The 26,509-nt window shown below is 65.1% G+C and carries 23 protein-coding genes and 1 other RNA gene; 19 read left to right on the top strand and 5 right to left on the bottom strand.

Annotation, left to right across the window (positions count from 1 at the left end; all coding sequences use genetic code 11):
- Positions 1 to 190 precede the first annotated feature (190 nt).
- Both ffs and FIU66_RS08330 read right to left on the bottom strand, forming a co-directional pair.
- An RNA gene (gene ffs, locus FIU66_RS08335) (signal recognition particle sRNA small type) lies at positions 191 to 289 on the bottom strand.
- A 39-nt stretch (positions 290 to 328) separates the two neighbouring features.
- On the bottom strand, positions 329 to 2,215 hold the full coding sequence (locus tag FIU66_RS08330; protein WP_167622272.1) for a bifunctional 2',3'-cyclic-nucleotide 2'-phosphodiesterase/3'-nucleotidase: 1,887 nt from the start codon (positions 2,213 to 2,215) through the stop codon (positions 329 to 331).
- 292 nt (positions 2,216 to 2,507) lie between these two features.
- On the opposite strand from FIU66_RS08330, the gene FIU66_RS08325 reads away from it, so the two are divergent.
- Positions 2,508 to 2,963, top strand: coding sequence for a hypothetical protein (locus FIU66_RS08325; RefSeq protein ID WP_167622271.1), 456 nt, complete (start codon positions 2,508 to 2,510; stop codon positions 2,961 to 2,963).
- Here FIU66_RS08325 and FIU66_RS08320 read toward each other — a convergent pair.
- The gene (locus FIU66_RS08320) at positions 2,960 to 3,817 is read right to left on the bottom strand and encodes a prephenate dehydratase (protein ID WP_167622269.1); all 858 of its coding nucleotides are present in this window, start codon (positions 3,815 to 3,817) and stop codon (positions 2,960 to 2,962) included. The genes FIU66_RS08325 and FIU66_RS08320 overlap by 4 nt on opposite strands.
- Before the next feature lie 116 nt (positions 3,818 to 3,933).
- Between FIU66_RS08320 and FIU66_RS08315 the strand changes: the two genes are divergently transcribed.
- The 12 genes from FIU66_RS08315 (at position 3,934) to ychF (ending at position 17,899) form a co-directional block, all read left to right on the top strand.
- A complete protein-coding gene (locus FIU66_RS08315; RefSeq protein ID WP_167623439.1) occupies positions 3,934 to 4,467 on the top strand; it encodes a cytochrome c family protein in 534 nt (177 codons plus the stop codon).
- A gap of 145 nt (positions 4,468 to 4,612) precedes the next feature.
- The gene (locus tag FIU66_RS08310) at positions 4,613 to 6,475 is read left to right on the top strand and encodes an extracellular solute-binding protein (RefSeq protein WP_167622268.1); all 1,863 of its coding nucleotides are present in this window, start codon (positions 4,613 to 4,615) and stop codon (positions 6,473 to 6,475) included.
- Positions 6,476 to 6,566: 91 nt separating this feature from the next.
- Positions 6,567 to 7,643 (top strand): microcin C ABC transporter permease YejB, encoded by a 1,077-nt coding sequence (locus FIU66_RS08305; RefSeq protein ID WP_167622267.1) that lies wholly within the window; start codon positions 6,567 to 6,569, stop codon positions 7,641 to 7,643.
- Complete coding sequence (locus FIU66_RS08300) at positions 7,643 to 8,746, top strand: ABC transporter permease (RefSeq protein ID WP_167622265.1); 1,104 nt, start codon at positions 7,643 to 7,645, stop codon at positions 8,744 to 8,746. Before FIU66_RS08305 ends, FIU66_RS08300 begins: the two co-directional genes overlap by 1 nt.
- A complete protein-coding gene (locus FIU66_RS08295) occupies positions 8,743 to 10,341 on the top strand; it encodes an ABC transporter ATP-binding protein (RefSeq protein ID WP_167622264.1) in 1,599 nt (532 codons plus the stop codon). Before FIU66_RS08300 ends, FIU66_RS08295 begins: the two co-directional genes overlap by 4 nt.
- On the top strand, positions 10,338 to 11,558 hold the full coding sequence (locus FIU66_RS08290) for a glycosyltransferase (protein ID WP_167622263.1): 1,221 nt from the start codon (positions 10,338 to 10,340) through the stop codon (positions 11,556 to 11,558). The genes FIU66_RS08295 and FIU66_RS08290 overlap by 4 nt, the downstream gene beginning before the upstream one ends.
- Before the next feature lie 29 nt (positions 11,559 to 11,587).
- Positions 11,588 to 13,033 carry a cysteine--tRNA ligase gene (gene cysS / locus FIU66_RS08285; RefSeq protein ID WP_167623438.1) on the top strand — a complete coding sequence of 482 codons (1,446 nt, stop codon included), beginning with the start codon at positions 11,588 to 11,590 and terminating at the stop codon, positions 13,031 to 13,033.
- Between the two features lie 24 nt (positions 13,034 to 13,057).
- Positions 13,058 to 13,828: a squalene/phytoene synthase family protein gene (locus tag FIU66_RS08280; protein WP_167622261.1), complete on the top strand. Its 771-nt coding sequence runs from the start codon at positions 13,058 to 13,060 to the stop codon at positions 13,826 to 13,828.
- A gap of 90 nt (positions 13,829 to 13,918) precedes the next feature.
- Positions 13,919 to 14,791: an ABC transporter permease gene (locus FIU66_RS08275; protein WP_167622260.1), complete on the top strand. Its 873-nt coding sequence runs from the start codon at positions 13,919 to 13,921 to the stop codon at positions 14,789 to 14,791.
- Positions 14,788 to 15,600: an ABC transporter permease gene (locus FIU66_RS08270; protein ID WP_103173539.1), complete on the top strand. Its 813-nt coding sequence runs from the start codon at positions 14,788 to 14,790 to the stop codon at positions 15,598 to 15,600. The genes FIU66_RS08275 and FIU66_RS08270 overlap by 4 nt, the downstream gene beginning before the upstream one ends.
- A gap of 38 nt (positions 15,601 to 15,638) precedes the next feature.
- Entirely contained in the window at positions 15,639 to 16,739 is a 1,101-nt protein-coding gene (locus tag FIU66_RS08265) for an ABC transporter ATP-binding protein (RefSeq protein WP_167623437.1), read from the top strand.
- Positions 16,740 to 16,801: 62 nt separating this feature from the next.
- Positions 16,802 to 17,899 (top strand): redox-regulated ATPase YchF, encoded by a 1,098-nt coding sequence (gene ychF / locus FIU66_RS08260; RefSeq protein WP_167622259.1) that lies wholly within the window; start codon positions 16,802 to 16,804, stop codon positions 17,897 to 17,899.
- A gap of 3 nt (positions 17,900 to 17,902) precedes the next feature.
- On the opposite strand, the gene FIU66_RS08255 is transcribed toward ychF, so the two are convergent.
- Positions 17,903 to 18,640: a sigma factor gene (locus FIU66_RS08255; RefSeq protein WP_167622258.1), complete on the bottom strand. Its 738-nt coding sequence runs from the start codon at positions 18,638 to 18,640 to the stop codon at positions 17,903 to 17,905.
- A 124-nt stretch (positions 18,641 to 18,764) separates the two neighbouring features.
- On the opposite strand from FIU66_RS08255, the gene cobS reads away from it, so the two are divergent.
- A complete protein-coding gene (gene cobS, locus FIU66_RS08250) occupies positions 18,765 to 19,739 on the top strand; it encodes a cobaltochelatase subunit CobS (protein WP_167622256.1) in 975 nt (324 codons plus the stop codon).
- A 188-nt stretch (positions 19,740 to 19,927) separates the two neighbouring features.
- On the top strand, positions 19,928 to 20,239 hold the full coding sequence (locus FIU66_RS08245; RefSeq protein ID WP_167622255.1) for a hypothetical protein: 312 nt from the start codon (positions 19,928 to 19,930) through the stop codon (positions 20,237 to 20,239).
- 185 nt (positions 20,240 to 20,424) lie between these two features.
- On the opposite strand, the gene FIU66_RS08240 is transcribed toward FIU66_RS08245, so the two are convergent.
- Positions 20,425 to 21,483, bottom strand: coding sequence for an alkene reductase (locus tag FIU66_RS08240; RefSeq protein ID WP_167622253.1), 1,059 nt, complete (start codon positions 21,481 to 21,483; stop codon positions 20,425 to 20,427).
- A gap of 135 nt (positions 21,484 to 21,618) precedes the next feature.
- Here FIU66_RS08240 and FIU66_RS08235 point away from each other — a divergent pair, with 135 nt between their 5' ends.
- The 4 genes from FIU66_RS08235 (at position 21,619) to FIU66_RS08220 (ending at position 26,497) form a co-directional block, all read left to right on the top strand.
- Complete coding sequence (locus FIU66_RS08235) at positions 21,619 to 23,907, top strand: Tex family protein (protein ID WP_167622252.1); 2,289 nt, start codon at positions 21,619 to 21,621, stop codon at positions 23,905 to 23,907.
- Between the two features lie 72 nt (positions 23,908 to 23,979).
- Positions 23,980 to 24,759, top strand: a complete 780-nt coding sequence (locus FIU66_RS08230) for a transglutaminase family protein (RefSeq protein ID WP_167622251.1) — start codon at positions 23,980 to 23,982, stop codon at positions 24,757 to 24,759.
- A 116-nt stretch (positions 24,760 to 24,875) separates the two neighbouring features.
- Positions 24,876 to 26,036 (top strand): isovaleryl-CoA dehydrogenase, encoded by a 1,161-nt coding sequence (locus FIU66_RS08225; RefSeq protein WP_167622250.1) that lies wholly within the window; start codon positions 24,876 to 24,878, stop codon positions 26,034 to 26,036.
- Positions 26,033 to 26,497 (top strand): lysozyme inhibitor LprI family protein, encoded by a 465-nt coding sequence (locus FIU66_RS08220; protein WP_167622249.1) that lies wholly within the window; start codon positions 26,033 to 26,035, stop codon positions 26,495 to 26,497. The genes FIU66_RS08225 and FIU66_RS08220 overlap by 4 nt, the downstream gene beginning before the upstream one ends.
- Positions 26,498 to 26,509: the final 12 nt, after the last annotated feature.

Genomic DNA, 26,509 nt, shown 5'->3' with positions numbered 1-26,509 from the left:
CCGGTTGACAAAGCCCAGATGCAGCTACGGCAAAGCAAGGGCGTCGCGTGTTTCTGGCGCCGCGGCTAACCGACCCCGCAGCATGGATAAGACGCGCGTTTTCAACCTTTGATGAACCGCAGACCCTCTGCGCCTTCACCAGCAACGAGAACGCTGCCGCCTTCCGGTCATGCTCATATCGAAGGTGGAAGGGTGAGAGGTTGGACAACGACCCAAGCGGGGCTCGTTACGGCTGCTTCCTTCCGGACCTGACCGGGTTGGCGAGGCGCCTGCCCGCGCCAACCTCTCGAGCGGTTAGATAGTCTGCCGCCGCGCCCGATGCAACCCGTCAAAGATGAAGGCGGACCAGGGCGAAATCCTGGTCGGTCTGGCCCAGATGCTCCATCCGCAAGCCGCAGCGTTCCGCGACCTGGGGCAGAAGGGACAGTCCCTGCGGACCGGTCTCGAACAGGGTCGAGGTGCCGGGCATCGGCTGGAAGCGCCAGCCTGGCGCGGCATCCAGGGACAGCCGCCGGCGCTGCCGCAGGTAGTTGCGGATCACGTCCCGCGTCTGGGGACCCGGTTCCAGCACGACAGTGGTGCCGGCAGTGAGCGGCGCGAACAGCCCGCAGGCGGCCAGTCGATAAGAGTTGGTGGCCAGCACGAACCGGTCCTCGGCCCGCACTGGCGCCCCGCGCCAGGAAAGGTCGCGGACCCGGCTGCTGCCCGTCCGGCTGCCGTCGGGACCGTAGCCCGGAGGGCGGGAAAGATCGATCCGCCAGTTCACGTCCTGGATCACGTCGAACTGGTATGCGGGGAAACCCGGATCGGTCAGCGGCTGGTCAGGCAGGCCCGGACGGATTTGCCGGAACAGGCTGGCCGAGCGTTCAAGCCAGTCGCGCAGGTCCGCACCGGTCAGGGTCAAGGCGCAGATGCGGTTGGGAAAGGAATAGATGTCGGTCAGGTTCGCCAGCCGCAGCCTGCCCGGCGCGACGTCGGTGTAATGCTGTGGCCCGCCCCGGCCGCCTGCCCGGAAGGGGGCTGCCGCCGACAGGACCGGCACGCCGGCCAGCCGCGTGCCGACCAGGCTTTTGCGCACGAACCAGCGTTGCGCCATGTTCACCAGCCTCAGCGCCGGATCAAATCCGACAAGGGCAAAATAGCTGCTGATGCGGTCATCGCTGTGGCCGATGCGCCGGCGCAGGTGGCTAAGCGTCTGGCGATGTGCGGGGGCCACGCTGCGCAGGATCGCGGGGGCAGGGGGCAGATCCACCCCGACCGTCTCGCACCGGGCAACGGCTTCCGCGACGCGCCAGCCATTCTGCGGGTCATGGATCAGGGACAGGTCGACCACGCCCAGATGCGATCCGCAAAAGCCCGGCATCACGGCAGGCTTCCCCGCCAGTCTGCCGCCTGCCGTATCGATGCCCGCCCGGCCCCGGCGCGGGTCGGTCACGGCAATGCGGCCCGGAAAGACCTCGTGCGTGTGTCCTGCCACCACCACGTCGATCCCATCAAGCGCGGCAAGGTCGACCGCCACATTCTCGGCCCCCCCGGTGGCAGGGCGGTCCGAGATGCCGCTATGGGCAAGGGCAATCACCAGATCCGCACCTGCCGCCCAGATCCGGGGCAGGATCCGGGCGGCAGTCGCCATGATGTCGTCGCAGGCCATCTGCCGCGACAGGTCGCTGTCCCAGGCCGTCGTCTGGGGCGGCAGAAAGCCCACGATCCCGATCCGCAAGACCGCCTGCCTGCCGCTGTCGGTCAGCACCGTCTTTTCCAGGATCGTGAAGCCCCGGAAATCGGACCGACCCCGCAGGCGGAGATTCGCGGCCAGAAAGGGAAAGCGGGCCTGCCGCGCCGCGGCCTGCAGCGCCTCGATCCCGAAGGCGAAGTCGTGATTGCCGATGGCTGCGGCGTCATAGCCCATCAGGTTCATGGACGCGATCGCGGGATGCGGCTTGCCCCCCGCCCGGGCAGCCTGCTCGCCCAGGGGCGTGCCCTGCAGGAAATCGCCGTTGTCGACCAGCACTGTATTGGGATTCTCGGTCCTGTGCCGCTCGACCAGAGAGGCGATCTGCGCAAGGCTTCCACGCTCGCAAGGCCTGCCCGCCAGATAATCATGGGGCAGCAGCTTCATGTGCATGTCCGTCGTGGCCAGGATGCGCAGGTTGACGCTGACCACCGCAAGGGCCTGCGGATCGCGCTCTCCGATATCGTCCGGTGCGTCCCGCATTGCACAACCCTGACCACGAGTCGGGCAATGTGCGCCGACCCCTTAACAGCTTAATCAGCCGGATCGCACCTTCTCAACCACAGATTGTCAAGAGCAGAAGTTTAATTGCCTTGGGCGGGCATTTTGCGCACAATGGGACAGGGCAGTTCCAGAATGGCAAAGCCCGGATCACGGATCGGCAGGCGGCGGTAGAATGCTTTCCACTTGGATGAATACATTGCCTTCCATGCATTACGACATTGACAGGCCAAGGCTGCCCAGCCGTGGCCGTGACTGGAATGGTCAAACCCTTATGAAATTTTCAACCCGCGTCGATACCGACAAATCATCGGCAGAACTTTTCGACATCATCAGCGATTTCGTCCGCAGCGAAAGGGCCCTTGTTGCCCGTGGGGCACAGGTCCGACGGATCGATCCGTCGCAGGAGCCGGGCACCGGGCTTGGCTGGATGATCGATTTCAACTGGCGCGGCCAGCGTCGCAATGTCCGCCTGGACGTCACGCGGTTCGATCGGCCGTCCCATATCACGCTGGACGGCCATTCTGACCAGTTCGACCTGTCGATCACCCTGACGGTCGTTGCCCTGAGCCGGGTCAAGTCGCGCCTGCTGTTCGAAACCGAGGTCAGGCCCCGCAACATGCGTGCGCGACTGCTGCTGCAGACGGCCAAGCTGGGCAAGGCGCAACTGGACCGGAAATACGACCAGCGGATCGCCGATTTCCTGACCCACCTGCGCGCCGCCGCCTAGTCGGCGCTGCGCTGCGCCTCTCTCAGGGGGTCGGCGGGATAGACGCCCAGCATGTCCAGCGACGAGGTGAAGTAGCGCAGTTCCTCCAGGGCGCGCTGCAGGGCCGGATCCTCGGGATGGCCTTCGACATCGGCATAGAACTGCGTCGCGGTGAAGACGCCGTCGACCATGTAGCTTTCCAGCTTGGTCATGTTGACCCCGTTTGTCGCAAACCCGCCCATCGCCTTGTAGAGCGCGGCAGGAATGTTTCGGACGCGGAAGACGAAGCTGGTCAGCATCCGGTCGGACCGGCGGCTGAAATCCGGCTGGCGCGACATGATGAGGAAGCGGGTGGTGTTGTTCTGCCGATCCTCGATCTCATCGGCCAGGCTGTCCAGGCCATAGATCTCGCCCGCCAGGGGGGCGGCCAATGCCGCCAGCGACGGTTGGCCGCGCAATGCGACCTCTTTCGCGGAACCGGCCGTATCGGCGCCCGTCACGGCCCGGATGCCATGCTTGCGCATGAAGCCCCGGCACTGGCCCAGCAGGACCGTATGGCTCATTGCCTCGCGCACTTCGGACAGGGGGGTGCCCGGCACGGCCAGCAGGCTGATATGGACGCGCACAAAGGCCTCGTCCACGATATGCAGGCCGGATTCAGGCAGCAGGTGATGGATATCGGCCACCCGGCCATAGGTCGAGTTTTCCACCGGCAGCATCGCCAGGTCGGCCTGATGGCTGCGCACGGCCTCGATCACGTCCTCGAAGGTGCGGCAGGGCAGGGCCTCCATGTCGGGGCGGGCCTTGCGGCAGGCCTCGTGGCTGTAGGCGCCGGGCTCGCCCTGGAAGGCGATGCGGTTGGTCGTGGTCGTCATGGGCCGCTGTCCGAATTTTGAAGACTCGCGGGGTCAACTATACCTTGATCCCTCAAAGCGAAAGCGGATAGATACCCCACGAATTGACGAGCTTACCAATGCGGGGATCGCACGCGATGTTCAACACCATGACCGTGACCAAGGCCGCAGGCGCGCTGATCGGCGCGCTGCTGTTTCTGATGCTGGCCAATTGGGCGGCGGGATCGCTGTATCACGTCGGCGCGACCCACCACGGCGAGGGCGAGGAAGTTGCCCAGGCCTATTCTATCCCCGTCGAGGAGGCCGCGGGCGGCGAGGAAGCGGCCGAGGAGCAGATCGACTTTGCAGCCCTGCTGGCTTCGGCCGATGCGGCCGCAGGCGAGAAGGACTTCGGCAAGTGCAAGGCCTGCCACAAGCTGGACGGCACCGACGGCGTCGGTCCGCACCTGAACGGCGTTGTCGGCCGCGAAGTCGCCTCCGTTGCTGGCTTCAGCTATTCCCCCGCCATGGTCGAGCATCGCGCCGAGGCGCCCCAGTGGACGCCCGAGGCCTTGCAGGAGTTCCTGACCAACCCCAAGGCCGACGTGCCCGGCACCAAGATGTCCTTCGCCGGCCTGAAGGACCCCCAGGATCGCGCCGACATCATCGCCTATCTGCAAACCCAGCAGTAAGACAGCAAACCTGGTCCACAAGAAGGCGCATCCCCGGATGCGCCTTTTTTTGTGGCAAGGCGCGGTCCCGCCTCACGAAATCGCGGCTTGATCGTGTTCTCCGCGCTGCCTAGCGTGCAGCAGACACCACAGCCGGAGTTCGCCCATGCGTCGCCTTGCCCTGATCGCTGCCCTTTCGCTTGCCCCGGCCGGCGCCGCCTTTTTGCAAGAGGCCGAGGCGGCGGGGGGCGATGAGTCCGTCATCAAGACCCATGCCATCGCGTTGTTCGGCGAACCCGCGCTGCCCGCCGATTTCCCCCATTACCCTTACGTGAACCCCGACGCGCCCAAGGGGGGCGAGATTTCCTTTGGTGCGGTGGGGGGCTTTGACAGCTTCAACCCCTTCACCCACCGCGGCCGGGCCATCGCACTTTCGGTGATCCAGCTTGAAGGGCTGATGGACAGCCCGGCGGACGAGCTGGGCGTGTACTACTGCCTGCTGTGCGAAACGCTGGAATATCCCGAAAGCAAGGACTGGGTGATCTTCAACCTGCGCCCCGAGGCCAGGTTCAGCGACGGCACGCCGCTGACCGCCCATGACGTGCTGTTCAGCTTTGAAACCCTGCGCGACAAGGGCCTGTCGTCCTTCCGGATGGCGATGCAGCAGATGATCTCCAAGGCCGAGGTTCTTGACGACCATCGCATCAAGTTCACCTTCGCCGAAGGCTATCCCAGGCGCGACGTGATTTCGCAGATGGGCAACCAGATCGTCTTCTCGAAGAAGGATTTCGAGGAGAACAACCGCGATCTCGAGCAGAGCACCAACACCCCCTTCATCGGGTCCGGCCCCTACATGTTCGACCGCGCCGACATGGGCCGCACGCTGGTCGTGAAGCGCAACCCCGATTACTGGGGCAAGGACCTGCCGATCAACCAGGGCCGCTTCAACTTCGACCGCATCCGCTACGAGATGTTCGGCGACTTCGACAGCGCATTCGAGGCCTTCAAGGCAGGCGAATACACCTTCCGCAACGAGACATCGTCGATGCACTGGTCAACGCGCTATGACTTTCCGGCGCTCGCCTCGGGCGCGGTGGTGCGCGAGACACTGCCTAACGGCCAGATCGCCAGCGGCGACGGCTGGGTGTTCAACCTGCGGCGCGAAAAGTTCCAGGACATCCGCGTCCGCGAGGCGGTCGGGCTGATGTTCAACTTCGAATGGACCAACCAGACGCTGCTGTATGGCCTGGAAACCCGCGTCAATTCCTTCTGGGACAACAGCGAATTCCGTGCCGACGGTCCCCCCACGCCCGAGGAGGTCGCGCTGCTGGAACCCGTTGCCGCCGATCTTCCCGAAGGCATCCTGACCGAGGACGCGGTGGTCCAGCCCACCTCGGGCGAACGCCAGCAGGATCGCCGGAACATGCGCCAGGCCATGGCCCTGCTGGACGAGGCGGGCTGGGCCGTGGGCAGCGACGGGATGCGCCGCAACGCCGCCGGAGAGGTCCTGCGGATCGAGATCCTGAACGACGACGTGGGCAACGACCGCATCCTCAACCCCTTTGTCCAGAACCTGCGTGCCATCGGCATCGACGCCGTGAACCGCCGCGTCGACAACGCCGAGATGGAGCTGCGCACCCGGTCCAAGGATTTCGACATGGTCGAGGACAGCCTGGGCCAGGCCTATGCCATCGGCGGCTATGCAGGCCAGGTCTTCGGGTCCGAGGACGCCGACGACGTCTTCAACCCGATGGGCCTTGCCAACCCGGCCATCGACCGGCTTCTGGAACTGGGCCAGCAGGCCGAAACGATGGAGGACAACATCACCGCCATCAACGCGCTTGACCGGGCGCTGCGCAGCCTGCGCTTCTGGGTGCCGAAATGGTTCAAGGCCGAATACACGCTGGCCTATTACGACATGTATCGCCATCCCGAACAGATGCCGCCCTATGCGCTTGGCACGCTGGACTTCTGGTGGGCCGACACCGTGCGTGAGGCGGAACTGAAGGCGGCGGGCGCGATCCGCTGACGGCAGGGTTGATTTCGCGGCGATCCCGCCCGACAAGGGCGGGATAAAGGAAAAGGGGCCGCAAAGGCCCGGAAGGGGCAAGGGCAATCCGATGGGCGCCTATATCCTGCGGCGATTGCTGCTGATCATCCCGACCCTGATCGGGATCATGGTGGTGAACTTCACACTGACGCAATTCGTGCCGGGCGGTCCCATCGAACAGATCGCCGCGCAGGTGCAGGGTTCGGGCGACGCCTTCAGCAACATATCCGGCGGGGGCGCCGGCGCCGATACCGGCGTGGTCGAGGGATACGAGGGTGCGCGCGGCCTGCCGCCCGAATTCATCGCTCAGCTCGAGAAAGAGTTCGGCTTCGACAAGCCACCGCTTCAACGCTTCCTGACGATGATGGGCAACTACCTGACCTTCGATTTCGGCACATCGTGGTTCCGGTCGATCAGCGTCATCGACCTGGTGATCGAGAAGATGCCGGTATCCATCACGCTGGGCCTGTGGTCCACGCTGCTGGCCTATCTGATCTCGATCCCGTTGGGGATCCGCAAGGCGGTTCGCGACGGGACGCGGTTTGACACCTGGACCTCGGGCGTGATCATCATGGCCTATGCGATCCCGGCCTTCCTGTTCGCCGTGCTACTGATGGTTCTGTTCGCGGGCGGCAGCTATTGGCAGATCTTCCCGCTGCGCGGTCTGACCAGCGACAATTTCGCCGACCTGTCGCTGTGGGGCAAGATCAAGGACTATGCCTGGCACGCGACGCTGCCGGTGGTGGCCTCGACAATTTCCAGCTTTGCCACGCTAACCCTATTGACCAAAAACAGTTTTCTGGAAGAGATCAACAAGCAATACGTGATGACCGCCCGCGCCAAGGGCCTGACCGAGGGGCGTGTCCTTTACGGCCATGTCTTCCGCAACGCCATGCTGATCGTCATCGCGGGCTTTCCGGCGGTGTTCCTGGGCGTCTTCTTCGGCGCCTCCATCCTGATCGAGACGGTCTTTTCGCTGGACGGCCTTGGCCGCCTGGGCTTCGAGGCCGCGGTGCAGCGCGACTATCCGGTGATCTTCGGCACGCTTTACGTCTTCGGGCTTCTCAGCCTGGTGGTGGGGATCCTGTCGGACATGATGTATGTCTTCGTCGATCCGCGCATCGACTTTGAATCGAGGGCCGGCTGATGGCGCTCTCGGAACTCAACCGCCGCCGCTGGCGCAACTTCCGCCGCAATGGCCGGGCCTTCTGGTCGCTGGTGATCTTCTCGATCCTGTTCGTGATCGCGATGTTCGCCGAGGTGGTGGCCAACGACAAGCCGATCGTCGCAAGCTATCGCGGGGAACTGTATTTCCCTGCCTACAACTTCTATCCGGAAACCGCTTTCGGCGGCGATTTCGGGACCGAGGCGATCTATAACGACCCGGCCGTGGAATGCCTGATCGTCACCGGCGGCAGCCAGGATTGCTGGGACACGCCCGAGGATCTGATCGCCGCCGTGGATGCAGGCACCAGCGATATCCCCGAGGCTGAGCAGGGCTGGATGATCTGGCCGCCGATCCCGTTCCACTATTCGACCATTAACAACGTGGGCAGCGCCCCAAGCGCGCCGGACGGCACGCATTGGCTTGGCACGGACGACACCGCCCGCGACGTGCTGGCCCGCGTGATCTATGGCTTCCGCATCTCGATCCTGTTCACGCTGATCGTGACGGTCGTCGCATCCGTCGTGGGCATCGCGGCAGGGGCGATCCAGGGCTATTTCGGCGGACGCACCGACCTGGTGTTCCAGCGGGTGCTGGAGATCTGGGCCTCCACCCCGTCGCTTTACGTCATCATCATCCTGTTCGCGATCCTGGGACGCAGCTTTTGGCTGCTGGTCTTCGTCACCATCCTGTTCGGCTGGCCCGCGCTTGTGGGCGTGGTCCGGGCCGAGTTCCTGCGGGCGCGGAACTTCGAATATGTCCGCGCGGCCCGTGCCCTGGGCGTTTCCGACCGCACCATCATGTTCCGCCACATCCTGCCCAATGCGATGGTCGCCACGCTGACCATGCTGCCCTTTGTCGTCACCGGCACGATCAGCGGCTTGGCCGCGCTGGACTACCTGGGCTATGGCTTGCCTGCATCGGCGCCCTCGCTGGGGGAACTGGCGCTTCAGGCCAAGCAGAACCTGCAGGCGCCCTGGCTGGCCTTCACCGCCTTTTTCACCTTTGCCATCATGCTGTCGCTTCTGGTCTTCGTCTTCGAAGGCGTGCGCGATGCCTTTGACCCCCGAAAGACCTTCAAATGACCGAAGCCGTTCTGTCGGTCCAGGACCTGCGCATCAGCTTTCGCCAGGAGGGCAGGGTGGTGCCCGCCGTCAAGGGCGTCAGCTTCCAGATCGGCAAGGGCGAGACGGTGGCCCTGGTGGGCGAATCCGGGTCCGGCAAGTCGGTGACCGCGCTGTCAACGGTGCGCCTGCTGGGCGATTCCGCCGTGGTCGAGGGGTCGGTGAAATACGCCGGCCGCGAGATGGTGGACGCGCCGGAAAAGGTGCTGCGCGACATCCGGGGCGACGACATCAGCTTCATCTTCCAGGAACCGATGACTTCGCTGAACCCGTTGCACACGCTGGAAAAGCAGCTTGGCGAAAGCCTGGCGCTGCACCAGGGACTGACGGGCGCACGAGCGCGCGCGCGGATCGTGGAACTGCTGACCCGCGTGGGCATCCGCGACCCCGAGTCGCGCCTGGCCGATTATCCGCACCAGCTGTCCGGCGGGCAGCGGCAGCGCGTGATGATCGCCATGGCGCTTGCCAACGGTCCCGAGCTGCTGATCGCGGACGAACCGACGACCGCGCTGGATGTGACGATTCAGGCGCAGATCCTCGATCTGCTGGCGGAACTGAAGGCGGCCGAGGGGCTGTCGATGCTGTTCATCAGCCACGACCTGGGCATCGTGCGCCGGATCGCCGACCGCGTCTGCGTCATGAAGGACGGAGAGATCGTCGAGCAAGGCCCGGTCGCCGATCTGTTCGCCAATCCGCAGCACGAATACACCCGCAGGCTGCTGGCCGCCGAGCCGAAGGGCATGGCAGATCCCGTGGCCCCCGACGCGCCGGTGATGGTCGAGACACGCGATCTGAAGGTCTGGTTCCCGGTCCAGCGGGGGCTTTTGCGCAAGACAGTCGGCCATGTGAAGGCCGTCAATGGCGCGACCCTGACCGTGCGGGCGGGCGAGACGCTGGGCGTCGTGGGCGAATCCGGGTCTGGCAAGACCACGCTGGCCTTGGCTGTCATGCGGCTGATCGCCAGCGACGGGCCGATCCTGTTCATGGGCCAGGACATCGCCCGCTGGCAGTCGCGCCAGTTGCGAAGGCTGCGCCGCGACATGCAGATCGTCTTCCAGGATCCCTTCGGCAGCCTGTCGCCCCGGATGACGGTCGAACAGATCATCGCCGAGGGCCTGACCGTCCACGGGGTTGAAAAGGGCCGCGACCGCCGCCAGATGGTCGCCGACATCATGGCAGAGGTCGGGCTGAACCCCGAAATGATGCACCGCTATCCGCACGAGTTTTCCGGCGGCCAGCGCCAGCGCATCGCCATCGCCCGCGCGATGATCCTGCGGCCCAAGGTCGTGGTTCTGGACGAACCGACAAGCGCGCTTGACATGACGGTGCAGGTGCAGATCGTCGGGCTTCTGCGCGGGTTGCAGCAGAAATACGGGTTGGCCTTCCTGTTCATCAGCCACGACCTTCGCGTCGTGCGCGCCATGTCGCACAAGATCATGGTGATGCGCGCGGGCGAGGTGGTGGAACAGGGCTCTACCGCCCAGATCTTCGACGCTCCGCAACAGGACTACACGCGTGCGCTGCTGGCAGCGGCGTTTCGCGACCACCACCGATGAAGATCCTGTTCGTCCACCAGAACTTTCCCGGTCAGTTTCCCCACTTGGCCCCGGCGCTTGCCGCGCGCGGGCACCAGGTCCTGGCGCTGACGGACGAAAAGAACCAGCGGCCCAGCCCGGTGTCGACCGTCCGATACAAGACGCCCGAGGCGGTCCAGGTGAACGGTTTCGGCCGCAGCTATGCGACCCATGCCGAACGCGGTTATCTAGCCGCGCGCGGGGCCCGGGCCTTGCGCGACCGCCACGGCTTCACCCCCGACCTGATCATCGGCCATACCGGCTGGGGCGAGACGCTGTTCCTGCGCGAGATCTGGCCCGACGCCAAGCTGCTGGTCTATGCCGAGCTTCTGTATCGCACGCGCGGCCATGACGTGGGCTTCGACCCCGAATTGCAGCAGGACAGCGACGAGGCGCGGATGCTGGCCATTGCCCGGTCGGCCCACCTGATCCAGGGGATCGTGCAGGCGGACGCGGCGATCTCTCCGACCGCCTATCAGGCCGGCAGCTTTCCCCCTGAACTGCGGGGCAAGATCACCGTGATCCATGACGGCATCGACACCGCGAAGGTCTGCCCCAACCCCCAGGCCGTGATGACGCTGCCGGGCGGACGGGTGCTGCGCGCGGGGGACGAGGTTCTGTCCTATGTCAGCCGCTCGCTGGAACCTTATCGCGGCTTTCACATCTTCATGCGCGCCTTGCCCGAGGTTCTGGATGCCCGCCCGCAGGCGCAAGCGGTGATCGTCGGGGCCGAGGGGGTCAGCTATGGCAGCGTGCCCAAGGACGGCGGCAGCTGGAAGGCGCGGATGCTGGCCGAACTGGGCGACCGGCTGGATCTGTCGCGCGTGCATTTCCTTGGGCGGGTGGCTTATGACGACTATCTGTCGCTGATCCAGCTGGCGCGCGTCCATTGCTACCTGACCTATCCCTTCGTGCTGTCCTGGTCCCTGACCGAGGCGATGGCGGCGGGGGGCTATGTCGTTGCATCGGATACCGAGCCGGTGCGCGAACTGATCCGCGACGGCCAGAATGGCCGCCTGGTGCCCTTTTTCGACGGCCCTGCGCTATCGGCCGCCCTGATCCGCGGGCTGGCCGGCGATCCCGAGGCCGACCGGCTGCGTCGCGCCGCGCGGCAGACCATCACCGACGGCTACGACCTGCACAGCCACAGCCTGCCGCGCCAGATCGAATGGGTGGAAAGCCACGTGCCGATGGGCTAAGCCCTGCCGACGTTTGAATGAGGCGCATCATGGTCGAAATCCGGCTGACGAACACCCGCACCCGCAGGAAAGAGGCGTTCACGCCCATCGACCCCGGGAACGTGCGCCTCTACCTGTGCGGGCCGACGGTCTATGACCGCGCGCATCTGGGGAATGCCCGGCCGGTGCTGGTCTTCGACGTGCTGGTGCGCCTGCTGCGCCATGTCTATGGCGCGGATCACGTCACCTATGTCCGCAACTTCACCGACGTGGACGACAAGATCAACGCCCGCGCCGCCGCCACCGGCCGCACCATCCGCGAGATCACCGAGGAAACCGTCGCCTGGTATCACCAGGACATGGACGCCCTGGGCGCCGCGCGTCCCGACCACGAGCCCCGCGCGACCGAATACATCGTCGAGATGGTCGCGATGATCGAGACCCTGATCGCGAACGGCAACGCCTACGAGGCCGAGGGCCATGTGCTGTTCGACGTGCGGTCCTTTCCCGAATACGGCCGCCTGTCGGGCCGTTCGGTGGACGACATGATCGCCGGCGCGCGGGTCGAGGTGGCGCCCTTCAAGCGGGATCCGATGGATTTCGTGCTGTGGAAACCCTCCGAGGCCGACCAGCCCGGCTGGGACAGCCCCTGGGGCCGCGGCCGCCCCGGCTGGCATATCGAATGCTCCGCCATGTCGGCGGCGCTTCTGGGCCCCAGCTTCGACATCCACGGCGGCGGCATCGACCTGCAATTCCCGCACCACGAGAACGAGGTCGCCCAAAGCTGCTGCGCCCATCCCGAGGCCTCTTTCGCCAATGTCTGGCTGCACAACGAGATGCTGCAGGTCGAGGGAAAGAAGATGTCCAAGTCGCTGGGCAACTTTTTCACGGTTCGGGACTTGCTGGACAAGGGTGTGCCCGGTGAGGTGATCCGGTTCGTGATGCTGTCCACCCATTACCGCAAGCCGATGGACTGGACTGAAACCAAGGCGAAGGAAGCCGAGCGCCACCTGGAAAACTGGTTCTTCGCGCTTGTTCAGGCGGGCTACAGCAAGAGCATGGTCGAGACGCTGAAGAATGGCGGCGTCTGGCGACCCCTCGACGCTGTTGTGGATGCCCTTGCGAATGATCTGAACACGCCAGGGGCGATTGCCGCCTTGCATGACTTCACGCTTGGCGGATCTGCCGTCCAAAGCGCCCCCTTCGCGGCATCCTTGGAAATGCTGGGATTCGTTCCAGACTGGGATGAGATCGGCAGCTTCGCCAGGGTCGGTGTCGGGTCTGTTGGTGAACACCCTGCGCGGGACCGGGTGGCTGCGCTGCTGCTGGATCGGCAGGAAGCGAAGCGGGCCAAGAACTTCCAAAGGGCCGATGAAATCAGGAACCATCTTCAAAGGGCCGGAGTCGAGGTAAGAGACACCCCGGGTGGCGGGTGGACCTTCGAACTTGGACCTGACTTTGATGAAGCGGTGTTGGATGATCTTGGTCGCCCCTGACTTCCAAAACAACGGTGGCGGCACATGACCCTTGAAGCCTGCACCAACTTGGTCCGGTCCCAGGATCCCGACCGCTTCGGTGCGGCCTTGGTCGCCAACCCGCAGGATCGCCCTGCGCTGATAACGCTGTACGCGCTGAACCTCGAAATCGCGCGGGCTCCGTTCCAGTCGGGCGAACCGCTGTTGGCGGAGATGCGGCTGCAATGGTGGGTGGACCGGCTGGCCGAGATGGGCACGGGCAGACCACCCCCCCTGCATGACGTGCTGACCCCTTTGTGGGAGGCCTGGGGCAGCGCCGCTGGCGACTTGACCCCCTTGGCCGAGGCCCGCCGCCGCGACTGCTTTCGCGAACCTTTCGCGACACCCGAGGAGGTGGCGGAATACGTCGCCGACACCAGCGGGCGCCTGATGGCACGGGCTGTGGCACGGCTGGGTGCCGATGCGCAGGGACAGGCGGTCGCTGCCGACCAGGGGCTGGGGGCAGGGCTGGTGGCATGGCTGCGCGCGCTGCCGCAACTGCAACCCATCGGCTTGGGCCTGGCAAGCGGCGATCCCGCCGACGCGGCCCGGTTGGCCCGGCTGGCGCGTGACGCCTTCGAGCGTGCCGCGGGTTCGCGCAGGCTGCTGCCGAAACGGGCGGCGGCGGCACTGTATTCCGGGCCAAGCGTGGGGCGGCTGCTGTCCGGCATTCTTGAAAACAAGGTGAACATCCTTGAGGAAGAGGTTGTAATCACGCCATTCCAGCGTCGTGCCTCCCTCGCCAGGCTGGCGCTGACCGGACGGTGGTGGCGCTAGGCTACCGGTCTGGCCGCGGCCATAAACCCTCTTTTCATGCTTTGGCTGATATGAAAGGAATTGAACCGAACGGGACGGCGGGACGGACGGATGGCCAAGGGCGGATTGGATGCACAGGCGAGGCAGGGCTATACCCTGATCGCGCCGCCGTTCCTTTACGCGCTGCTGATCCTGGCGGCGCCGCTGCTGACCATCCTGGCCTACAGCTTCCTGACAGATGGCTATCTGGAAGTCGTTCGCGACTTCACCTGGGCCAATTACGCGCAGGTCTGGACAGACCCGATCGTGCGCACCGTCATGCTGCGATCCCTGACCGTGTCGGCCCTTGTGACGCTGGTGACGGTGCTGCTGGCCTTTCCGGTGGCCTATTACGTCAGCTTCATGGTTCGGCCCGAGAAGAAGGCGACCTGGCTGTTCCTGATCACCATCCCCTTCTGGACCAGCTACCTGATCCGGGTGTTCCTGTGGAAGGTGATCCTGGGCTATAACGGCGTCATCAATTCCAGCTTGACCGGGCTTGGCATCATCGACGAGCCCCTGACCTTTATCCTCTATAACGTGAACTCGATCGTGATCACGCTGGCCCATGCCTATGCGCCCTTCGCCATCCTGCCGATCTTCGTGGCGCTGGAAAAGATCGACCGATCCCTGCTGGAAGCTGGCCGCGACCTGGGCGAAAGCCGGGCGATGACCTTCTGGCGCGTCACGCTGCCCCTGGCGATGCCTGGTGTGCTGGCGGCGGTTCTGATCGTCTTCATCCCGACCATCGGCGACTATGTGACGCCCGAGTTGATTGGCGGCGGCAAGATCCCGATGATCGCCAACCTGATCCAGGTGCAGATGCTGGCGCTGGACAACCGCCCGCTGGGATCGGCCCTGGCCGTCACCGCAATGGCCATTGTCGCCCTTGTTAGCATCGTCTTCCTGCTGATCAACCGCCGCTTCCTGAAGGTGCGGTCGTGAAGGGGCAGGGGCGCGGCCTGCAGGCCTATGCGCTGCTGTATCTGCTGTTCCTTTACGCGCCGATCATCCTGCTGCCGTTGTTTGCCTTCAATTCCGGCACGATCATCGCCTTTCCGCTGCAGGGCTTTACGACCGACTGGTTTTCGCAGATGTGGGCCAATGCCACGCTGCGCACCGCGCTGACCAATTCGTTGATCATTGCGGTCAGCGCGGCGATCCTGGCAACCTGCCTGGGCATTTTCGCCGCCCGCGCTTCCACGCGGTTTGAGTTTCCGGGCAAGGGCGGCATGATGGGCTTCATCCTGCTGCCGATGGTCCTGCCGGAAATCATCGTGGCGATGTCGCTGCTGGTGGTGCTGCTGGGCGCGGGGGTGCAACTGTCGATCCTGACCGTGATCGTCGGCCACGTCCTGATCTGCATGCCCTATGCCATCGCGATCCTGACCACCGCGTTTTCCAGCCTCGACAAGTCGCTGGAGGAAGCGGCCTATGACCTGGGCGAAACACGGTGGAGCGCGTTCCGACTGGTCACCCTGCCGCTGGTCATGCCGGGGATCATCAGTTCGCTGCTGATCTCCTTCACCATCAGCCTGGACGAATTCATCATCGCCTTCTTCCTGGCGGGCAACCAGCCGACGCTGCCCACCTATATCTTCAGCCAGCTTCGCTTTCCCAAGCAGATCCCGATGATCATGGCGCTTGGCACCGTGCTGGTCGCACTGTCCATCGTGCTGCTGGCGCTTGGCGAATATTTCCGCCGCCGGGGCAACGCCCGGATGGGCGGCAATCCTACCGGAGGGTTCCTGTGAGCGAGACTCGATTCGATCGGCTGGACGCCGCAAAGCCGATGATCGAATGCCGGGGCGTTCACAAGCATTATGGCGATTATCACGCGCTGCGCGGCATCGACCTGACCATCCGGGCGGGCGAGTTCTTTTCTCTGCTGGGACCGTCCGGCTGCGGCAAGACCACGCTGCTGCGTACGATCGCAGGCTTCGAGGATATCTCAGACGGCGTTATCCTGATCGACCAGAAGCACATGGAGGAGGTGCCCGCCAACAAGCGGCCCACCAACATGGTCTTTCAGTCCTATGCCATCTTCCCGCATCTGACGGTCGCGCAGAACGTGGCCTTCGGCCTGCGCCGCGACCCGCGCGGCAAGGCGGAAAAAGCGGCCCTGGTCGAGGAAGCCTTGGCGATGGTCGGCCTGCGGGGTTTCGGCAACCGCGCCGCCCATGCCCTGTCGGGCGGGCAGCGCCAGCGGGTGGCGCTTGCCCGCGCGCTGATCTTGAAGCCCAAGGTGCTGCTGCTGGACGAACCCCTGTCGGCGCTTGACCGCAAGATGCGCGAGCAGATGCAGGTCGAACTGATCAAGCTGCAGCGCCAGGTCGGCATCACCTTCGTCCTGGTGACCCACGACCAGGAAGAAGCCCTGGTCATGTCCGACCGCATTGCCGTCATGTTCGAGGGCGAGATTGCCCAGCTTGACGGGCCCGAGGCGCTTTATGCCCGCCCCGCCAACCGCCGGGTCGCGGATTTCATCGGCGTGATGAACTTCCTGCCTGCGCGGATCCTGGCAGAGGTCGATGGAACCGTCACGGTCGAGGCTCCGGGCCTGGGCGTGGTGGACCTGCCTGCCCGGCAGGTCAGCCGCGCGAACCCCGACGATGAAGGCCCGAGCATCGGCTTTCGACCGGAAACCATGACCCTTGTCGGCGCAAACCAGACCCACAGCCAGCCGCGCGAAACAAGCGCCACCATCGACGAGGTCGTCTATTACGGCGACATGACCTATTATGACCTGCGGCTGGACGGGGCGGCGGCGATCGACGGCAGGGCGCGCCCGGTGCGCATCTCGATGCGCAACGTCTTCGGCCGCGACGTGCAGGAAGTGGGAACCCGCACCCGCCTTGCCTGGTCGCCCGGATCGCTGGTCCTGTTCCGCTGACGCTTGCAGAACTCCGGCCGCTTGCCTAGAACGCGCCCTGACTTGGCAGGAAAGGGCGCGTCATGGGCTTTCGCATGGGAATTGTCGGCTTGCCGAACGTGGGCAAATCGACATTGTTCAACGCGCTGACGAAGACCGCCGCCGCGCAGGCCGCGAATTTCCCCTTTTGCACCATCGAACCCAATGTGGGCGACGTGGCCGTGCCCGACCCCCGGCTTGACACGCTGGCCCAGATCGCCGGCAGCAAGCAGATCATTCCGACGCGCATCACCTTCGTGGACATCGCGGGCCTTGTGAAGGGCGCCAGCAAGGGCGAGGGCCTGGGCAACCAGTTCCTGGCCAATATCCGCGAAGTGGACGCCATCGCCCATGTCCTGCGCTGCTTCGAGGATGGCGACGTCACCCATGTCGAGGGCCGCGTCGATCCCATCGCGGACGCGGAAACCATCGAGACCGAACTGATGATCGCCGACCTTGAGTCGGTCGAGCGTCGGCTGGCCAACATCGCGCGCAAGCTGAAGGGCGGCGACAAGGAGGCCGTGGCCCAGGAAAAGCTGCTGAAGGCCGCGCAGGCCGCGCTTGAATCCGGCAAGCCCGCGCGCACCGTGACCGTGGCCGACGAAGACCGCAAGGCCTGGTCGATGCTGCAATTGCTGACCGCCAAGCCCGTCCTGTTCGTCTGCAACGTCGAGGAAGACAAGGCCTCGACCGGCAATGCCCAATCCGATCGCGTGGCGCAGATGGCCGCCCAGCAGGGCGCGGGCCATGTGGTGATCTCGGCCAAGATCGAGGAAGAGATCAGCCAGCTTCCCGCCGACGAAGCCGCCATGTTCCTCGAGGAGATGGGCCTGCACGAGGCGGGCCTGGATCGCCTGATCCGCGAGGGCTACAAGCTGCTGGGCCTGGACACCTATTTCACCGTCGGCCCCAAGGAGGCCCGCGCCTGGACCATCCACAAGGGCACCCTGGCCCCGCAGGCCGCCGGCGTGATCCACGGCGATTTCGAACGCGGCTTCATCCGGGCCGAAACCGTCGCCTATGACGACTATGTCGCCTACAAGGGCGAGGCAGGGGCGCGCGAGGCGGGCAAGTTCCGGGTCGAGGGCAAGACCTACCAGGTCAAGGACGGCGATGTCCTGCACTTCCTGTTCAACGCCTGAAGCCTAGCGCAGCCAGACATACCACGCTGCAACGGCCACCAGCAGGATCGCGATGATCCCCATCGGGCCGCGCCACCAGGGCCTGCGCTCCAGCGGATCGACGGACAGGGGTGCGGCGCCGTGGCCAAGCTGTTCACGGATCCGCTGACGTGCGCGGGCCGGGGCCATGACCGGCGTCAGCTCGTTCGCCAACCGGGCAAGCCGTTCCTGCCATTCGGCGACCTGCGCCGCGTCCACGCCGCCCGACGACGGCCGCAGCCCAAGCGCCTGTTCGGCGGCGGCGAAGCTGACGCCTTCGTCCGCGGCGTGGCCCGACAGATGCTCCAGTTCCTCGTGCAGGCCGTGGCGGGCCTCGTCGGCGGACAGGCCATGGCGGCGGCCAAGCTGGGCGTAATCCAGCCCCTCGAGATAAGCCCCCCGCAGAAGTCCCACCGCCCAGCCATCCGGCGCGGCCACGCCGGACAGTGCAGCACGCCGTCCCATCGCGCGGTCGCGGGCCTGGGTCACCAGCCAGGCCATCGGCGAAAGCCCGCTGTCGGCCTGGCGGGGGGCTTCCTTCCAGATGGCGACATAGGCCTGTTCCAGCACTTCCTCGGCTTCCCGACGGTCCTTCAGGATCGACAGGCACAGGGCGTTCAGCCGGGCCGAACTGCTTTCGTAAAGCGTATCGAAGGCGCGGCGGTCCCCCTTGGCGACAAGGGCGATCAGGCTGTCGGCGGGTGTCGTGCGGGCATCCGGCAAGGGATTTCCTCTCGTGGTTGCGGGGACAACTTAGCAGCCGCCCCGCGCCCGTCAACGCAAGCCCGGCTTGCACGTGGCGGACTTATGCGCGATCAAGGCGGGCGATGCGAGGAAAGGGCCCGTGATGCTGGACACGAACGTCAAACCCACCGAAGAGATCGACCTGCGCGAGGTGTTCGGTCTGGACAGCGACATGAAGGTCAAGGGCTTCGCCGAACGGACCGACCGCGTGCCCGAGATCGACAGCACCTACAAGTTCGATCCCGACACCACGATGGCGATTCTCGCGGGTTTTGCCTATAACCGCAGGGTGATGATCCAGGGCTATCACGGCACCGGAAAGTCCACGCATATCGAACAAGTGGCCGCGCGGCTGAACTGGCCCTGCGTGCGGGTCAACCTGGACAGCCATGTCAGCCGGATCGACCTGATCGGCAAGGACGCGATCAAGCTGGTAGACGGCAAGCAGGTGACGGTCTTCCACGAAGGCATCCTTCCCTGGGCGCTGCGCAACCCCACCGCCATTGTCTTCGACGAATACGACGCGGGTCGCGCGGACGTGATGTTCGTGATCCAGCGGGTTCTGGAAACCGACGGCAAGCTGACGCTGCTGGACCAGAACGAGGTGATCACCCCGCATCCCTGCTTCCGCCTGTTCGCGACCGCGAACACCGTGGGCCTGGGCGACACGACGGGGCTTTACCACGGCACCCAGCAGATCAACCAGGGCCAGATGGACCGCTGGTCGCTGGTCTCGACGCTGAACTACCTGTCCCACGACGCCGAGGCCGCGATCGTGCTGGCCAAGAACCCGACCTACAACACGGAAAAAGGCCGCAAGATCATCGGGCAGATGGTGACGCTGGCGGATCTGACGCGCACGGCCTTCATGCAGGGCGACCTGTCCACCGTCATGTCGCCGCGCACGGTGATTGCCTGGGCGCAGAACGCCCGCATCTTCGGCAACAACATCGGCTATGCCTTCCGGCTGACCTTCCTCAACAAGTGCGACGAGCTGGAACGCCAGACCGTGGCCGAATTCTATCAGCGCCTGTTCGACGAGGAGCTGCCCGAAAGCGCGGCGGCGAAAGCAAAGTGATGCGCGTCGGGGCTGCCACCGCGTCATTGGCGGTGGTGGCTGTGGTTTCAGGTGCATGGGCCGAGGACGCTTCTCGGTTCACTCCGATGGAGCAGTTCGATGTCAGGCCTCTTTCGCCCCCACCTGCGGTGGATCGCTCGGCGAACAGCTACGCGCGTTGCGCTGGATTCTATCTTCACGCCGTTCGCATGGATGAGAACAACAGCTTCGCAAAGGAAGCTGAGGTGCTTTTGATGACCAAGGCGCTTTCGGTTGGGGGACCTGACAAGGCGGAATCCCTGCGTATCCTCCGCGACGAAGAAAGCGTGCAGGCAGGACAACGGTATGAGTTGCGCCAAGCCACCCTACGCAAACTTTGGGAAATGGAAAAAGTTGGACAGACTGCAGTGACAAAGGAGCAGGAACAAGAACTGCTGCGTCCCATGTTGCTCGAAACCGCTTTTTTGACCGGGTGTTACCGTTTGGCTCTGGAATTAAGCTGGGAGGGGCGGAAACCTTGAAAAGGTCTGACAACCCCCACCGGTCCTTTTAAGACGGCCCTAGCCGAGGCCGCTCGCCCTATAGCGGGGGATCACGAACTGAATCTGACTTTTGGAGTGGACCCTTAGGCGCTCGAGGTGGTATCCAAATTCGATCTCGCCGATCTTGAGGACAGGGCAGGCGCAATGGCCTGCCCCGGCATGTTTCAGACTTCCTCGGCGACCGGATAGTCGACATAGCCTTTCGGCCCGCTGCCGTAGAAGGTCGAGGGATCCTGCTGGTTCAGCGACAGATCCTGGGCAAAGCGGCGGGGCAGGTCGGGCGTGGCGATGAAGTCCTTGCCGAAGGCCGCTGCGTCGGCGCGGCCCGATTGCACCAGGTCGCTGGCGCTGTCGCGGGTCAGCTTTTCATTGGCAATGACGACGCCGCCGAAGGCTGCCTTGATGTCGTCCATCAGGCTGTCTGCACCCAGGTATTCGCGCAGGCAGATGAAGGCCAGGCCGCGCTGCTTCATCTGACGCGCGACATATGTGAACAGCGCCTTGGGATCGCTGTCGCCCATGTCGTGGTTGTCGCCGCGCGGGGACAGGTGCAGGCCCACGCGGTCGGCGCCCCAGACGGCGGTGACGGCATCCACGACCTCGGTCAGGAAGCGGGCGCGGTTCTCGATCGGGCCGCCATACTGGTCGGTGCGGCGGTTGGTGCTGTCCTGCAGGAACTGGTCGATCAGATAGCCGTTGGCCGCGTGGATCTCGACCCCGTCGAAGCCTGCGCGCTTGGCGTTCTGGGCGCCCTGGCGATAGGCCTCGACGATCTCCGCAATCTCGGCGGTTTCAAGGGCGCGGGGCGTCTCGTAGTCCTTCATCGGGCGGACCAGGCTGACATGGCCCGCAGGCTTGATCGCACTTGGCGCGACCGGCAGTTGGCCGTCCAGGAACAGCGGATCCGAGATACGGCCCACGTGCCACAATTGCAGGAAGATCAGCCCGCCCGCGTCATGGACGGCCTTGGTGACCTGCTTCCAGCCCTCGACCTGTTCCTCGTTCCAGATGCCGGGCGTGTCGGCATAGCCCACGCCCATCGGCGTCACGCTGGTCGCTTCCGACAGGATCAGCCCGGCCCCGGCGCGCTGCGCATAATACTCGGCCATCATGGCGTTCGGCACCCGTTTTTCCCCGGCGCGGGCGCGGGTCAGGGGTGCCATGACGATGCGGTTGCGAAGAGTCAGCGGCCCGATCTGGAGGGGATCGAAAAGCGTTGGCATGAAAGCTCCTTTCAATTCTTGCGTCGTCTGCAACTGTGTATGGGCAAGGCCGGTGTCAACATCCTGCTTTTGCATGACAGCCTTGGCCTGCGCGCCTTGGCCGGTTAGAACCTGCTTCCGTTTCCGGAGGATCCCATGGACACAGCCGCCCGCATCGCCCGCACCATCGCGACCGAGATCAACGCCAACCCCGCCCAGGTCACGGCAGCGGCCGATCTGCTGGACGGCGGCGCGACGGTGCCCTTCGTGGCGCGCTATCGCAAGGAGGTGACCGGAGGGCTGGACGACACGCAGCTGCGGACCCTGGCCGAGCGACTGGCCTATCTACGCGACCTCGAGGCGCGCAGGGCCTCGATCCTCGGGTCGATCAAGGATCAGGGCAAGCTGACCGACGACCTGGGCCGCGCCATCGTCGGGGCCGAGACGAAATCCGCGCTTGAGGACATCTACCTGCCCTTCAAGCCCAAGCGGCGCACCAAGGCCATGATCGCACGGGAAAACGGGCTGGAGCCGCTGCTGCGCGCGATCCAGGACGACCGCGCTGCCGACCCGGCGGCGCTTGCGGCCCGATATGTCACCGACGCCGTGCCGGACGTGAAGGCCGCGTTGGACGGCGCCCGCGACATCCTGGTCGAGGAACTGTCGGAAAACGCCGCGCTGCTGGGCGCCTTGCGCGACTTCATGCGGGCCGAGGCCTTTATCGCCGCCAAGCTGATCGCGGGCAAGGAACAGGCGGGGGCCAAGTTCAGCGACTATTTCGACCATCGGGAAAAATGGTCGGCCATCCCCTCGCACCGGGCGCTGGCGATCCTGCGCGCGGCGAAGGAGGAAGTCGTCACCATCGACATCGCGCCCGATCCCGAAACCGGCGCCCAGCGGGCCGAAGGCATCGTGGCACAGGCCATCGGCATCCGGGGCAGTGCGCCGGGCGATCAATGGCTGCGGCAGGTGGCGGGCTGGACCTGGCGCGTCCGGCTGTCGAACACGATGTATATCGACCTGATGACCGAGCTGCGCAAACGGGCGCATGACGAGGCGATCCGGGTCTTCGGCCGCAACCTGCGCGACCTGCTGCTTGCAGCACCCGCCGGGGCACGGGTGACGCTGGGCATCGACCCCGGCATCCGTACCGGCTGCAAGATCGCGGTCGTTGACGCGACCGGCAAGCTGCTGGACACCGCGACGATCTATCCCTTCCAGCCGAAGAACGACCTGCGCGGCGCGGAAGCGACGCTTCTGGCGCTGATCGCCAAACACGGCACGGACCTGATCGCCATCGGCAACGGCACCGCCAGCCGAGAGACCGAGCGCCTGGTGGCCGAGGTGCTGAAGCGCCTGCCCAAGGGCGTGAAGGCGCCGACCAAGGTGATCGTGTCCGAGGCGGGCGCCTCGGTCTATTCCGCGTCCGAACTGGCCGCGAGGGAGTTTCCGCAGCTTGACGTGTCGCTGCGCGGCGCGGTGTCGATCGCCCGGCGCCTGCAGGATCCGCTGGCCGAACTGGTCAAGGTGCCGCCCGAATCCATCGGCGTCGGTCAATACCAGCACGATGTGGACCAGCGGCAGCTTGCAAAAACGCTGGAAGCCGTGGTCGAGGATGCGGTGAACGCCGTGGGCGTGGACCTGAACACGGCCTCGGCCCCCCTGCTGGCCCACGTCGCGGGACTGGGACCGTCCCTGGCGCAGAACATCGTCGCCTGGCGCGACGCAAACGGTGCCTTCCCGTCCCGCGCGGCGCTGAAGAAGGTCGCGGGCCTTGGGCCGCGCGCCTTTGAGCAATGCGCGGGCTTTCTGCGCATCCGCGACGGCAAGGAACCCTTGGACGCATCCTCCGTCCACCCCGAGGCTTACGGAGTCGCGCGCAGGATCGTGGCCGCCTGCGGCCGCGACATCCGCGCGATCATGGGCGACGGGGCAGCGCTGAAATCCATCCGGGCCGAGCAGTTCGTGGACGACCACTTCGGCCTGCCCACCATCCGCGACATCCTGTCCGAACTGGAAAAGCCCGGCCGCGACCCGCGACCCGGCTTTGTCACCGCCAGCTTTGCCGAAGGGGTGAACGAAATCACCGACCTCAAGCCCGGCATGACCCTGGAAGGCACTGTCACCAATGTTGCGGCCTTCGGCGCCTTCGTGGACATCGGCGTGCACCAGGACGGGCTGGTCCATGTCAGCCAGCTTGCCAATCGCTTCGTCAAGGATCCCAACGAGGTGGTGAAGGTCGGCGACGTGGTCCGCGTCCGCGTGACCGAGGTGGACGTGCCCCGCAAGCGCATCGGCCTCACGATGCGGACCGATGCCGATGCCGCAAGGCCCGCATCCAGGTCGCAGGGCAAGCCGGGGGCGAAACCCGTGACGACTGCCGCGAAATCAGGCGAGCAGGGCGGTTTCGGGGATGCCCTGGCTGCGGCCTTGGGTCGAAAGTGAGGATCTTTCCGGGACCAGGGATCCGATGTTGCCCGTGCGCCGTTTCCTGCCGTCACCAACGGGCAGGCAAACATGCGGATCAAGATCAAGGTTGACCTTCACTACAAGGTCCTGACGCCCGGGCCTGCCATCCTGGCGGTCGAGGCTGCCGGGGCCTTCGGGCAGAACATCAGCAATGCCAGCATCGACTTAGGTCAGGTGGAACATTTCGCCCGCGTCCCCGGCGAGGAGGGGATCGGCGAGAAGATCATCATCCGCACCGCCGACGAGCTGCGCTGCCGCTATTCGGCCGATGTCGTCGTCACCCGGCCGCGCCCGCTGCTTGACCGGATGTCGGCCCTTGAGGTGGACGAGATGTCGGGCGATGCCCTGCGCTATCTTCTGCCCTCGCGCTATTGTCAGGCCGAACGCTTTGTTCCCTTCGTGGGCCAGCGCTTCGGCAATTACGAAGGCGGAGCGAAGGTTCTGGCGATCCGTGACTGGATCGAGCAGCGGCTGGACTATGTCGCGGGCAGCAGCGATGCCAACACCACCGCCGCCGACACCTTCATCGAGCGGCGCGGAGTATGCCGCGACTACGCCCACCTGATGGTGGCCTTGTGCCGCGCGGCCCAGATCCCCGCGCGGATCGCCAGCGTCTTTGCCCCGCGGGTCGATCCCCCCGATTTCCATGCGGTAGCCGAGGTCCACCTGGACGGTGCCTGGCACCTCATCGACCCGACCGGAATGGCCACCGCGGACGAAATGGCGTTGATCGCGGTTGGCCGGGACGCCGTGGACGTGGCTTTCCTGACGACCTTCACCGGCACCGAGCTTCTGACCCAGACCGTCATCGTGACCGAGGCACGCTGATCCCCGCCGATGTTGACCAGCCCTGCGTTCGGGCGCAGGCTCCGCCTTGACGGCCGGGGGGTCGCGCATCTATAGAATAAATGAACGGTCGTTCAATAACCGGAGGAGGGGTGCGGATGTTCACGCGGGGTATGGAATTCGATCTGGGCGAGGATGTGAACGCACTGCGCGACATGGTTCATCGCTGGGCGCAGGAGCGCGTGAAGCCCATCGCCTCCGAAGTGGATCGGACCAACGCCTTTCCGAACGATCTCTGGACGGAGATGGGCGAATTGGGCTTGCTGGGTATCACCGTCCCCGAGGAGTTCGGCGGCGCGGGCATGGGCTATCTGGCCCATGTCATCGCGACCGAGGAGATTGCCCGCGCATCCGCCAGCATCAGCCTGTCCTATGGCGCGCATTCGAACCTTTGCGTGAACCAGATCAAGCTGAACGGCACGGACGAACAGCGTGCGAAATACCTGCCCGACCTGTGTTCCGGCAAGGCCGTGGGCGCGCTTGCCATGTCCGAGGAAGGCGCGGGCAGCGACGTGGTGTCGATGAAGCTGCGGGCGGAAAAGAAGAACGACCGCTATGTCCTGAACGGCAGCAAATACTGGATCACCAACGCCCCCGACGCCCAGACCCTGGTCGTCTATGCCAAGACCGACCCTGATGCGGGGTCTAAGGGCATTACCGCTTTCATCGTCGAGCGCGGCATGGCGGGCTTTTCCACCAGCCCCCATTTCGACAAGCTGGGGATGCGCGGGTCGAATACGGGCGAACTGATCTTCGAGAATTGCGAGATCCCCTTCGAGAATGTCCTGGGCGAGGAAGGTCGCGGCGTCCGCGTGCTGATGTCGGGCCTGGACTACGAACGGCTGGTGCTGTCGGGCATCGGCACCGGCATCATGGCGGCCTGCCTGGACGAGGTGATGCCCTATGTCCGCGACCGCAAGCAGTTCGGCCAGCCCATCGGGTCGTTCCAATTGATGCAGGGCAAGATCGCCGACATGTATGTCGCGCTGAACACCGCCCGTGCCTATGTCTACGAAGTCGCCCGCGCCTGCGATGCGGGCAAGGTGACGCGCCAGGACGCGGCGGGCGCGGTGCTTTATGCCAGCGAACAGGCGATGGTGCAGGCGCATCAGGCCGTGCAGGCGCTTGGCGGGGCCGGGTTCCTGAACGACAGCGTGGTCAGCCGCCTGTTCCGCGATGCCAAGCTGATGGAGATCGGCGCGGGCACCAGCGAAATCCGCCGGATGCTGATCGGCCGCGAACTGATGAGCCTGGCATGATGCGGATCCTGCTGGCCTTGGCGCTTTCCGCTGCGCCGTCCCTGGCGCAGGAACCGGCAGACCTGTCCGTGGATCTTTCGGTGGTCGAGGCCTGCATAGCCGACACTCCGCCGGGCGAATTGACGCCGGCCTGCATCGGTGCGGCCTCGCAGCAATGCCAGCAGGCGCCCGGCGGCGACACCACCATCGGCATCGTGCAATGTGCAATGGCCGAACACGCTGCCTGGGACGAGGCGCTGAACCGCGAATACGGGGAAACACGCGCGGCTTTTGCCGATGACGAAACCGCCGCCGCCAGCCTGCTTGCGGCGCAGCGGGCATGGATCGCCTGGCGGGATGCGAAATGCGCCTTCCAGTATGACCGATACGGCGGCGGCTCCATGCGATCCATCGCGGCCGCCAACTGCAAGATGAGCATGACGGCGATGCGCGCGCTGGAATTAAAGGCGCTGCGCGGATGATGGGGGGGCGCC

The organism is Paracoccus sp. AK26 (genome assembly GCF_011801365.1).
GTDB classification, from domain to species: Bacteria; Pseudomonadota; Alphaproteobacteria; order Rhodobacterales; family Rhodobacteraceae; genus Paracoccus; species Paracoccus aerius.
This window is presented reverse-complemented; position numbering and strand designations above follow the sequence as displayed.

What these genes read in the sequence shown, in the direction of transcription:
- FIU66_RS08330 (WP_167622272.1), bottom strand. Translation starts at nt 2,215, where the DNA reads ATGCGGGACGCACCGGACGATATCGGAGAGCGCGATCCGCAGGCCCTT.
- FIU66_RS08325 (WP_167622271.1), top strand. Translation starts at nt 2,508, where the DNA reads ATGAAATTTTCAACCCGCGTCGATACCGACAAATCATCGGCAGAACTT.
- FIU66_RS08320 (WP_167622269.1), bottom strand. Translation starts at nt 3,817, where the DNA reads ATGACGACCACGACCAACCGCATCGCCTTCCAGGGCGAGCCCGGCGCC.
- FIU66_RS08315 (WP_167623439.1), top strand. Translation starts at nt 3,934, where the DNA reads ATGTTCAACACCATGACCGTGACCAAGGCCGCAGGCGCGCTGATCGGC.
- FIU66_RS08310 (WP_167622268.1), top strand. Translation starts at nt 4,613, where the DNA reads ATGCGTCGCCTTGCCCTGATCGCTGCCCTTTCGCTTGCCCCGGCCGGC.
- FIU66_RS08305 (WP_167622267.1), top strand. Translation starts at nt 6,567, where the DNA reads ATGGGCGCCTATATCCTGCGGCGATTGCTGCTGATCATCCCGACCCTG.
- FIU66_RS08300 (WP_167622265.1), top strand. Translation starts at nt 7,643, where the DNA reads ATGGCGCTCTCGGAACTCAACCGCCGCCGCTGGCGCAACTTCCGCCGC.
- FIU66_RS08295 (WP_167622264.1), top strand. Translation starts at nt 8,743, where the DNA reads ATGACCGAAGCCGTTCTGTCGGTCCAGGACCTGCGCATCAGCTTTCGC.
- FIU66_RS08290 (WP_167622263.1), top strand. Translation starts at nt 10,338, where the DNA reads ATGAAGATCCTGTTCGTCCACCAGAACTTTCCCGGTCAGTTTCCCCAC.
- cysS (WP_167623438.1), top strand. Translation starts at nt 11,588, where the DNA reads ATGGTCGAAATCCGGCTGACGAACACCCGCACCCGCAGGAAAGAGGCG.
- FIU66_RS08280 (WP_167622261.1), top strand. Translation starts at nt 13,058, where the DNA reads ATGACCCTTGAAGCCTGCACCAACTTGGTCCGGTCCCAGGATCCCGAC.
- FIU66_RS08275 (WP_167622260.1), top strand. Translation starts at nt 13,919, where the DNA reads ATGGCCAAGGGCGGATTGGATGCACAGGCGAGGCAGGGCTATACCCTG.
- FIU66_RS08265 (WP_167623437.1), top strand. Translation starts at nt 15,639, where the DNA reads ATGATCGAATGCCGGGGCGTTCACAAGCATTATGGCGATTATCACGCG.
- ychF (WP_167622259.1), top strand. Translation starts at nt 16,802, where the DNA reads ATGGGCTTTCGCATGGGAATTGTCGGCTTGCCGAACGTGGGCAAATCG.
- cobS (WP_167622256.1), top strand. Translation starts at nt 18,765, where the DNA reads ATGCTGGACACGAACGTCAAACCCACCGAAGAGATCGACCTGCGCGAG.
- FIU66_RS08245 (WP_167622255.1), top strand. Translation starts at nt 19,928, where the DNA reads ATGGATGAGAACAACAGCTTCGCAAAGGAAGCTGAGGTGCTTTTGATG.
- FIU66_RS08240 (WP_167622253.1), bottom strand. Translation starts at nt 21,483, where the DNA reads ATGCCAACGCTTTTCGATCCCCTCCAGATCGGGCCGCTGACTCTTCGC.
- FIU66_RS08235 (WP_167622252.1), top strand. Translation starts at nt 21,619, where the DNA reads ATGGACACAGCCGCCCGCATCGCCCGCACCATCGCGACCGAGATCAAC.
- FIU66_RS08230 (WP_167622251.1), top strand. Translation starts at nt 23,980, where the DNA reads ATGCGGATCAAGATCAAGGTTGACCTTCACTACAAGGTCCTGACGCCC.
- FIU66_RS08225 (WP_167622250.1), top strand. Translation starts at nt 24,876, where the DNA reads ATGTTCACGCGGGGTATGGAATTCGATCTGGGCGAGGATGTGAACGCA.
- FIU66_RS08220 (WP_167622249.1), top strand. Translation starts at nt 26,033, where the DNA reads ATGATGCGGATCCTGCTGGCCTTGGCGCTTTCCGCTGCGCCGTCCCTG.